This is a genomic window from Bacillus sp. AFS098217 (genome assembly GCF_002551815.1).
Taxonomy (GTDB): Bacteria; Bacillota; Bacilli; order Bacillales; family Bacillaceae_G; genus Bacillus_A.
On sequence record NZ_NVPR01000066.1, the window covers coordinates 22446 to 32347 of the forward strand.

Annotated in this window: 12 protein-coding genes; 4 read left to right on the forward strand and 8 right to left on the reverse strand. The window is 37.3% G+C overall.

Features of this window, described 5'->3' with window-relative positions; all coding sequences use genetic code 11:
* Window positions 1-7: 7 nt before the first annotated feature.
* Genes COO03_RS18045 through COO03_RS27755 form a run of 5 tightly spaced genes read right to left on the reverse strand, consistent with a single transcriptional unit; the run spans window position 8 to window position 4731 of the window.
* Window positions 8-823, reverse strand: a complete 816-nt coding sequence (locus COO03_RS18045) for an HAD family hydrolase (protein WP_097898478.1) — start codon at window positions 821-823, stop codon at window positions 8-10.
* A complete protein-coding gene (locus COO03_RS18050; protein WP_097898479.1) occupies window positions 820-1938 on the reverse strand; it encodes a cysteine protease StiP family protein in 1119 nt (372 codons plus the stop codon). The genes COO03_RS18045 and COO03_RS18050 overlap by 4 nt, the downstream gene beginning before the upstream one ends.
* Entirely contained in the window at window positions 1935-3317 is a 1383-nt protein-coding gene (locus tag COO03_RS18055) for a phosphoribosyltransferase family protein (protein ID WP_097898480.1), read from the reverse strand. The genes COO03_RS18050 and COO03_RS18055 overlap by 4 nt, the downstream gene beginning before the upstream one ends.
* The gene (locus tag COO03_RS18060; protein ID WP_097898481.1) at window positions 3262-4458 is read right to left on the reverse strand and encodes an HpcH/HpaI aldolase/citrate lyase family protein; all 1197 of its coding nucleotides are present in this window, start codon (window positions 4456-4458) and stop codon (window positions 3262-3264) included. Before COO03_RS18060 ends, COO03_RS18055 begins: the two co-directional genes overlap by 56 nt.
* Window positions 4459-4470: 12 nt before the next feature.
* Window positions 4471-4731 (reverse strand): TerD family protein, encoded by a 261-nt coding sequence (locus COO03_RS27755; RefSeq protein ID WP_230322546.1) that lies wholly within the window; start codon window positions 4729-4731, stop codon window positions 4471-4473.
* A gap of 172 nt (window positions 4732-4903) precedes the next feature.
* Between COO03_RS27755 and COO03_RS18070 the strand changes: the two genes are divergently transcribed.
* Complete coding sequence (locus COO03_RS18070) at window positions 4904-5389, forward strand: GNAT family N-acetyltransferase (RefSeq protein ID WP_097898482.1); 486 nt, start codon at window positions 4904-4906, stop codon at window positions 5387-5389.
* 212 nt (window positions 5390-5601) lie between these two features.
* Here the strand turns inward: COO03_RS18070 and COO03_RS18075 are convergent, their stop codons facing one another.
* Together COO03_RS18075 and COO03_RS18080 are read right to left on the reverse strand one after the other, a co-directional pair.
* A complete protein-coding gene (locus tag COO03_RS18075; protein WP_097898483.1) occupies window positions 5602-5877 on the reverse strand; it encodes a stage V sporulation protein S in 276 nt (91 codons plus the stop codon).
* A 636-nt stretch (window positions 5878-6513) separates the two neighbouring features.
* Window positions 6514-7005: a phosphatidylglycerophosphatase A family protein gene (locus COO03_RS18080; RefSeq protein WP_097898484.1), complete on the reverse strand. Its 492-nt coding sequence runs from the start codon at window positions 7003-7005 to the stop codon at window positions 6514-6516.
* Window positions 7006-7125: 120 nt separating this feature from the next.
* On the opposite strand from COO03_RS18080, the gene yutH reads away from it, so the two are divergent.
* Window positions 7126-8127, forward strand: coding sequence for a spore coat putative kinase YutH (gene yutH / locus COO03_RS18085; protein ID WP_097898485.1), 1002 nt, complete (start codon window positions 7126-7128; stop codon window positions 8125-8127).
* 90 nt (window positions 8128-8217) lie between these two features.
* Here yutH and COO03_RS18090 read toward each other — a convergent pair whose 3' ends face one another.
* The gene (locus COO03_RS18090; RefSeq protein WP_012096008.1) at window positions 8218-8454 is read right to left on the reverse strand and encodes a NifU family protein; all 237 of its coding nucleotides are present in this window, start codon (window positions 8452-8454) and stop codon (window positions 8218-8220) included.
* A 207-nt stretch (window positions 8455-8661) separates the two neighbouring features.
* Here COO03_RS18090 and COO03_RS18095 point away from each other — a divergent pair, with 207 nt between their 5' ends.
* On the forward strand, window positions 8662-8970 hold the full coding sequence (locus tag COO03_RS18095; protein ID WP_097898486.1) for a YuzD family protein: 309 nt from the start codon (window positions 8662-8664) through the stop codon (window positions 8968-8970).
* Window positions 8971-9061: 91 nt separating this feature from the next.
* Window positions 9062-9862 (forward strand): aminoglycoside adenylyltransferase domain-containing protein, encoded by an 801-nt coding sequence (locus COO03_RS18100; protein WP_097898487.1) that lies wholly within the window; start codon window positions 9062-9064, stop codon window positions 9860-9862.
* The last annotated feature ends 40 nt before the right edge of the window (window positions 9863-9902 follow it).

Consider the following 9902-nt stretch of genomic DNA (forward strand, 5'->3'; position numbering starts at 1 on the left):
TATCAATTTAAGCGGTAGGAAGAGAATTGTGGATAAGCTGAAGCGCTTTACTTACAATTTCCTCCGCTGCATATATACCAATTTCCTCTGTTTTTGAAATGTGAGATAGTAAGTTGCCTTGTTTTGTTTCAAGTTCACCGTGAAGAGGTGCAAATGCGTGATTTGCTCCTTCTAGCATACATAAATCAAGCAAAGAGTCTCCAGCTGTAATGACTGTGCTTGCCTGGAGTCTTTCTTTTATGTACTGAACAGCATCCCATTTGTTCACTGGTTTTGGTACAAAATATAATTTTCTCCCTTGTAGTGAGTAGGTCCATCCTTGTTCGTCTAGCCAAGCAGTGAAAGAGGCTAGTTCTTCATTGGGAATATGTTCACGCTTGATGATGCAATAGTGAAATAAGTGATCTGCTGTTTTTTGAGAAATGACCCAGTCTTCATGAGAAATTCGCCTGAATTCCTTTAATACATCTTCTTTTTCCAAGCATTCTGCTGAAAGCTTCTTTTGTATCGTTTCTTTCCAAACGAAATCTTGTTTGCCGTTATGAAGAATATTGCCGCCATTACTTGTAACTGCATATTCTGGAACGACTTCAGTTTGAAATAGTGTAATGCGCTGAAACTGCTCTATTGTTCTTGTTGTGACAGGAATGAACTCCGCTTGTAATTGTAACTTCTGTAACAGTGAAATGGCTTTATGTGTTATAAAAGAGATTTCTTTATCATCCAAAGTCTCGATAAGCTGAATATGTTCATCTTCTATATTCGCGCGAAACGATTTGCGAGAATAAATGAGTGTTTGATCAAGATCACTTGCGAAAATCATGAAGGTTTCCCCCTAAGAGGTTTGATTAATCCACAGCACGAGTACGTCATATCTTTATACATTTCTACTGGTACATTTTTTTCTTTTGCAAGAAGTAAAATGTGCTTTAAATCTGGATTGGTTTCTTCACGAATTAAAATTTTCCACGGTACTCGTCTTAGCAGGACGCGCGTTGTTTCCCCAACTCCTGGTTTAATTAAGTTTATATCCTCAATTTCAAAGTGTTTTTGAATCGAGGTGATATCTTGCAGCCCTTGCCAAGATGGTTCTGTATATGTTGAGATAATATGCTCTAGTTGTTTTGTGACGTCAGAGCTGGTGGAAGGAAATAATGCTGTAACCTCTTCAATAAAGAAATTAGACAAGTCTTCCTTTTCTAGTTCTTTATAATATTTACCGCCGTGGAAGTCGTTTGGTCCAATGAAAGCGTCGTTTAAAACCGTGCGACTAATTAATCCTGATACGGTCGCGTTTAAACATGCGCTTGGAATGAGGAAGTCCTCCCTTGTTCCATAAATAGAAGTACAGTAACCTGGATCGGCAAGTACAGCCAAGCAGTCTGAAATATATTCATGATTTTTTTCATTAAATGAATGTACAGCTTGGTTCAATTCTTTTGTGACAGCTCCTTTTCCAGTCCAACCATCGATGAATTGAATGGTTTGATTGGGGTGCTGTTGCAGGATGTAATGAAGGGCATTTTCATCAATGCCGCGCCCGCGAATAATCGAAATACAATAATGCGGTAAATCAAGATTATATTGATAACGAATGTATCGTTTTATTAAAATGCCGATGGGTGTGCCAGCTCGTGCTAGTGAGACGAGAACAAGATTTTTTCCTCTCGTCCTTATAATTTGTTCAGCCACTACACCGGCTGCAATCGCCAATTTCCGTTTGTATTGCTCGAGTGAAGCGAAGAATAAATCCATATATGGCTTGGATGGTTTATATTCTATCGGAAGCATTTCAGAGTAATGTGTACCAGATTGAATGGCTCGTTCTCTTTCTTCTGTTGGACTCTCTTTCATAACATCACTAATATCTTTCAGGAGAAAAATAGCATCTTCTGCGCTATAACTCCCGATGTATTGTAATGTTTTTGTTTCTGTCATATTTCTTCACCTTCGCTTTCTACTAAGCTCTTAAATGAAACGATATGAATGAGCGGAATGACTGTTTGCAATTGCGTAAGAAGGGGATGTAAAGCATCCTCCTGTAAATCCCGTTCTATAAACAGAAAGACTTCATCATAGTCACCGTGTTCGATATTATAAAAATAATTTATAATGCTATCGTCTTCAGGACTTTTATAGGAAAAACGATTATGAATGGCATATTGTTCGTCATTGCTATAAGGGTGAATAGGACTGCGCGTTGTTGATTGATAGGAAATGTTTGTCCCCATTTCAGCCGCAATCCGCATTGGAATATACATAAATTCACCAGTTCCTAAGCATAGTGTACGTTTACCTTTTCTTTTTTTCCGTAACTCATTACCACTCTTTCTCGCAAAAGAGTGGATATGCTCTTGTTCATTAGTTGAAATCCCGAAGCGTCCTGTATATTTTATGTAGTAGGCATCATGTTCTATAGATGTATAAGGCAAAGTAGGACACGAAATCGTATGTTTTTCTAATGTAGATTCTATTGATTCATAAATAGTTTCATCGCGAGAAGAGGTAGTGGTAATAGGACTTCCAATTGTTTCAAGTGAACCACTTAATAGAGAAATAATATGAATCGTTATATCAAGTTCTTTTTCAAGTGCTGTAAATTGTTCTCTGTTCGCATCAGAACGCCAATCTAGTAAAGAAGCGACAGTGTATTCTTTTCTTGGAAACTTTTCTTGGATAGATCTAATGATATTAAGGGCGGTTTTTCCTGTTGTCATTTCATCATCCACAAGGACGATTTGGTGTTCGTTTTGAAAATAGCTTTTATCCACATAACAACGATGCGAAGTTGCATGAGAATGTTCTTCTTCAAATGTAATAATTGGCTCCATTTTAGAGATTGTTTCTCTTGTTGTATGCATGTATTTCGCATTTTGAAAGCATTGAAACATAGCGTGACCTAATGCAGTGGCTGTTTCGGCAAAGCCGATAAATAGAACTTCCTCTTCTAAAGGAAATTGATGTTGTAAAATGATTTCAAGTTCATTGCAGCTATCGTCTTTAGAAGAAATGAGACTGAGAATTTCCTTCTGAAAAGGATGAATCGTGTCATGCAGCACTTCCATATATCTGGCAGCAAGTGCACACCCACCGGCTAAAGAGACTGCTGGTAGAACAGGAAGGTGTTTGCCTAAAATGGTACTTACAAATAGAAAACCACGTTTCTTATTTATTCTGGCTGCCATTTGAAAGAGTTGATCTAATGATAATGCATATGGATTATTTCGTACGTCTATATGGACAGTTATATTATTTAAAATGTTATATGTGTTGTTTTGATTCTGAGGTAAGGAGATCGATGAAAGTTTGTTGTTCATTTAGCACCCCGTAAATATTAGATTTTAGCAGTGTTTTTCGCGCCCAGTTTAAATGGGGCTTTACTTCATTCATTTTGTTAGCGAAGCTACTTTTCATAACCCCGTTATATGTATGAGCATTTTCACAAATTGCTTTTGCATCTAAATAATCTTCTAGCGTTACAACGTGCATAGCTTGTACGAGCTTAATGTGAGAAGGATGGATGACTGTTTTTCCAATTAATCCGTTTGCTTGATCTAGCAATACTTCATGAATTAATCCATCTTCATAGCGATGAAGCATTTCCTCACGCATTGTAAGCCCAGCGTTTCCGAGTGATTCACGAAATGGCGTTTGCCGGAGCTGTGGTTTGAGAACACGCTGTCTGTTTCCGAAGTACTCCCACACAGGACCAGAGATAATATATTCGTCTGCCTGCCTAGAAAAAATATTAATAATATCAGAAATACAATCACGAATAACAGAAATATCATAGATGGTTGTATCTTTATTACGACGAATACCAAATATACCTGAAAAATCGGTAGCGCCAATGCGAACATTCAAAATGGAATTGCGATAAGAATCCAGTATTGTTTTAATTGCTATCAATGCTTTTGTACGTGTTTCTTTATACATAATTTCAGGTGACTCTAAAATAGGCATTCCGTAAAGTGCAAGGGAATATGTTTCGTTTATGTATCGTAGTTCATTAATATAAGACGTTCCGTTAGCTGATGTGAATTTTGGAAAGACAAAGCCGCATATGCAATGAACGGCACTTCCTAGTTCAATTACGATGGAACACATTTGCTTCGGCTCACGAACCCTAATAAAAAGCAGTGGTATGTCTGATGGATGAAGCTTATCTGCATCTATCAGATGTGCGAGTAATTGGATTTGGATGATAACATTTTGCTCTGCAAATTTCATATCTCCATCACTAACGGAGTCCTCTAAACAAAGTACAATCGATGTAGCGCCCTCATGTTTCTTTTTAGCGATGTCATCTGCAATTGTTTCTTTTGTACCAGGTGTATATAGAGTAGCACCTAATGCATAAGCTAATTGGTCCTTTGCCATGTCCTTTGAAAAGGCGATTGGTTCTTGATAGAAAAGATTTTTCTTTTCTTCAAGGGATAAATAGGAAAAATGCCTCACGTTGTCACCACCTTATTTTGAGCCTGCGACCCAGTTCATGTTCCATTTATAATGCCGATCCATTTCTAGGTGTCCTCTAAAATATTTCACAAGTCGTTGTACTTTGAATGTCTCATCATTTACATCTAATAAAAAAGCAGCAGCATCTAAATCGAATGCATGCGAATTTGAATTTGTAGAAAGGTCCCAACCGAGCCCGACTTTTATATGATTTAGTGTAGGATTTGTTTTTGTTAAATCTACTTTTTGTCCTTTGCATAACTGTAAAGTCATATTAGATTCACCTCATTTAGGATAGCTGTTAATTCAATCGTAACATGACAAGAAAAGTTTTTTACATGAAATTTTGAAAAAATTACAAAATTTTTAAAAATAAAGATGGATTGTAGAAGAAATGTAGAATTTTGTTTGTCAGTGGAATGTTTGAAGGAAAGGAAGAAGCAAGATGAATATACATAAACTAACAGAAGCAGAAGCAAAAGAAATCAATACATGGAAGTATGAAGAACCATATTCGATATACAGTTTTTCAGGAAGTGAAGAAACAATAGAGGAATTGATGGATGGTACATATTATGGTTGCTGCAATGAAAGCGGAGAACTAGTTGGATACTTTTGCTTCGGAGAAAATGCACAAGTACCAGGGGGGAGAGAGGCAAATTTATACACCGAGGAAGACACCTTAGATATTGGGCTTGGAATGAAACCAGAGCTAACAGGGAAAGGGATGGGAAAAAGTTTCGTTCGAGCTGGAATGAGCTTGGCAAAAGAGCAAATGCAACCAAAGAAGATTCGTTTAAGTGTAGCAGGTTTTAATAAACGTGCTATTACGTTATATCAACAGGTAGGCTTTACAGTAGAAATTACCTTCTTCAGCCGAGGGAGAGAATTTATTCTAATGACATATTTCTGTAGAGAAAAGGGAAAGTGAAGAATCCTATGAAAAATAGGAATAATTGCGGGATTGAAAGTTAAGATTTGTATGGATTGTTGCAAAAAGAAAAAGACCAATTTTTTATCGGTCTTTTCATATATCTTATTCAACGATCGGCATCTGTTAGTTCAAAAAAAGAATATAATCCTGGGACAATGTTTGTGAATAATTCTTATATGGATAGTTTCAATGAGAACCTATTATTTTTTCTACGATCTAATTTTTCTAGGACCGACAATTAATTTGATTGCAGTACTTTTCTCATTATTGATTGTAATATCTGTAAATGCTGGAATGAGAACGAGGTCGATACCGCTAGGAGCTACAAATCCCCTTGCAATAGCAATGGCCTTAATCGCTTGATTTAAAGCACCTGCCCCTATTACTTGAATTTCTGTATTGCCTTTTTCTCTTAATACGCCGGCAATTGCACCTGCCACTGAATTAGGATTTGATTTTGATGACACTTTTAATATATTATCCATATAAGTTGCGCCCCCTGTTATTTAATGTATTTCCGAAAGAAGTCCCTATCTTCAAGCTCGTGACGGGCAAGAGCCCAGCGGTAAGGTGGGGATGAATTTCGGTTAGGCATAGCCTAAAATAACTCTTGGCAAATACACGCATGTTTTGCCCATCCATATCAGGATGTAATTTCCCTTCGCCAATGTTTGTAGGTGCCCTCAACTTCTCATGCAAGAAGGCATGTGGTTGACCGTTCTTTCCCAATCAGAACTGATACAGAGCCACCATAGAGCCAAGAACTAGGGAATCATTCTTGGGTATGCAACCTACGAACGGAGTTCACGAAAGACTGAGGCTAGACAACCAGGGCTTTTTACAAGCCCCCACTTCAAAACATGTTAGCGTTTAAGTGGTGGGTAGTTGGCCTAATATTCAGATCTAAATCAAACAGAACAATTAAATGTATTACTATTCATTCGCTATTTCTTATGTTATTCCTGTTCGATCCTGTAAATAAAAAAATGATTGGTTTATGAGGCAATCGTGAAAAGACAGAAAAAACATAACGCCCCATGTGAAAAAAATCATGAGGCGTTATGTTTTTTTACGTTTCAAATGAAAGTATTATATGAAATTTCCTTGATTAGAGGTTCACCTTATTCTGCATGATCCGCTCGATGCGCCAAACGACTAGACGCAGCGGCAGCAATTGCCCCCACAATATCATCAAGGAATGTATGAACCTTCCCAGTTGATTTATCATTTAAGTATTCTAAAATACCTGGTTTTAATTTATCGATATATCCAAAGTTTGTGAAACCGATAGAACCGTACACGTTTACAATTGAAAGAGCGATTATTTCATCCACTCCATATAAGCCTTCGTCACGTTTAACGATATCTTGTAACGGTTCACTTAACATGCCTTTTTCAGCAAGGACGTCTAATTCTATCCCTGTAATTAGGGCGTTTTGAACTTCACGCTTTGATAGTACGCGCTCTACGTTGTAGCGACATTCTGTCATCTCTAAATTTGGATGGTATTTTTTTTGGAGAAAGTGAACAAGCTCAGCAATATCATCGATTGTTACCCCACGTTCTTGCAATAGTTGTAATGCTCTTTCTTGTAGTTGATTTGATTCTTTCATGTTTATCACCTTTTTTTCTTTTTAGTATTTGTATACGTTTCTTTGCTTTATCATGTGCATAGGAATGAAAGGCGAGCACAAGCTCATATATATAAAGAAAAACCATAGGTGGCGACTTTGATGATTCAGCATATTTATGAGCATTATCAAATGCATGTCAAAGAATTAATCCCCCTTGGCCCCTATAAAAGCTTTTGGATTCGCAATAAAATTTATGTACTTCTTCCAATTGGAACTATGGAAGAAGAAGTGCTTGTTGAAATGAAAAAGTTAAGCGATTATATGAACCAACAGGGGGATATTACTGTTGCGACTTTCGTTCCGACTATACACGGTTACTATGTAAGTGAGATAGAAGAAACAAATTACTGCTTATTAAAAGGTATGCGTCTGCTCGAGCGACACGCCACTTCGTTAGGAAGCGAGCTTTCATTATTTCATAAACGCGGTGCTTTTTTTCCCGAAGAAATAGACCAATTAAGTCGCATTGGTGAATGGAAGTCACTATGGGAAAAAAGGCTCGATCAGTTAGAGCGATTTTGGCAATCACAAGTGATGAATCACCCCTCAGATGTATTCGATCAGCTATTTATTGAATCTTTCCCTTATTATTTAGGGGTTGCTGAAAATGCAATTCAATACGTTGTTGATACAGAAATGGATGATACGCCTGAGCCTACTGATGCTGCAACGATTTGCCAAGAACGCTTTACACCTTTATTATGGCAGCAAACCAATCGTTTGAAAATCCCTATCGATTGGGTATACGATCATCCGAGTAGAGATTTAGCCGAATGGATTCGCTACGTAACGATAGAAAAAAAGAAAGATTGGGAACAAACGATTTTTCAATTTATTACCGATTATGAACAAAATTATTCGTTGTCCTCTTTTGGATGGCGTCTACTATTTGCACGCTTACTCTTCCCGTTGCAGTATTTTGAAACGATAGAACGTTATTATCAAACAGGAAATGAAGAGCAAAAAAGTGAATATAGAGATCGCTTAGAAGCCATTTTACACGATGTGAACCGTTCAGAGCAATTTATGAAGCATTTTTATGAATCCTTTCGTTTACCCGTTGATAAGTTAGGGATTCGGAAATTGGATTGGTTATCCTGATAGGAGCTTACAAAAAAGAGACCAGTTGTGGTCTCTTTTTTGTGAATATCTAGCTTTAGCCATTCTAAGCGAGCCGCTTCTGCTTTAAAATTAAAATACTTGTTCTACTTCAATAACGCCTGGTACTTCTTCAAGTAGTGCGCGTTCGATACCAGCTTTTAGTGTGATTGTAGAACTTGGGCAGCTACCACATGCACCCATTAGACGTAGTTTTACAATACCATCTTCAATATCTACTAATTCAACGTCACCGCCATCACGAAGTAAGAACGGACGTAATTTATCTAATACTTCTAGCACTTGTTCTTGCATATTTGGGTTTTCCATTTTTATCGACTCCTTTCATCCATTTTATTATAATCAAGATACAGGGGAAAATCTATTTTTTCTGTTCTTGTTTTATTGTCAAAATATTGTATCATGTTTACAACGTGTTTTTTCAGTATAGAGGATACGAAATGGACTTGTAAAGGGTGGTGCTTATATGCCCATCCATTTAAATATACTGTTAGGACAGGGAAATGGGGGAAAGTAATGATAAATGTTCAAGTATATGGGGCGAAAGTAATTTGTGCGAGCTGCGTTGGAATGCCATCTTCAACGGAAACATTTGAATGGTTGCAAGCAGCAATTGGTCGTAAATATGAAGGACAAGAAGCTAAATTCAAGTTTGAATACATTGATATTCAAGAAGAGCAAGAAGATGCGGATAAACAAGTATTTGTAGAACGTGTCATTGAAGAGGATTTGTTTTATCCAGTCGTTCTTGTGAACGGGGAAATCGTGGGAGAAGGAAATCCTCGTTTGAAAGATGTATACGAAGAAATCGAGAAATATTTATAATACAGAAGGCCTTTGTAATCGCAAAGGCTTTTCTTATATGATCGCAAGGGAAAAATATCCATTAAAGGTAATTTTGTTAAGGAGGATATGTATGGAATGTGTAGTGAAATATAGTTTGCCAGAAGAGGTAAAGGGATTGATGGAGCAATATGTAAGGGGATTACAAGATATTTTTTTGCATGAACAATTAGTTGGGGTATATGTATATGGTTCGATTGCATTAGGGGCATTTCATTTGGAAACGAGTGACGTTGATTTTGTTACGGTAACAAGAGAAGTGGTTAGTGAGGCTGAAAAAATTCAAATTGTTGAGTTACATAAAAAACTGAGTACAAGTACGCTAGGAAAGCGAATGGACGGCATGTATATCCCACTTGCCGATTTAGGGAAGTACAACGAGGAAATAACGCAGTATGTATATTGTGCGGAAGGGAAAGCTAGCGTAGGGCATTGGGATGTAAATGCTGTAACGTGGTGGACGTTAAAGAATCAGGGAATTACTGTTATGGGAAAGGAAGCAAGCGAACTTCCCTTTCAAGCGCCATGGAGTGATGTGATAAAAACAATGAAATATAATGTGGAACAGTACTGGAGTGAAAAAGCATCGCGCCCATACTTGTTTCTAATCGAGGAATGGGTAGAATCCGCTGTTGTGACGATGGGACGTATTTTATATACATTAGACCATGAAACCATCGTTTCCAAGGATGCAGGACTACAATATATGATAAGATCCACTTCTGGAGAATGGGAGCCTTTGTTACGAGAAGTTGAGCGGATACGAAAGAATAAAGAGGCAAAGCGAACGATATCCATTTGGAGACGTGCAAATATGACGAAGAAGTATTTACTTAGTGGAATAGAGGAATGTAAAAAGAAGTGGAAAGAGTAAAAAAAGAGTCATACTCAAATTAATCTGTACCCTTTGTAAA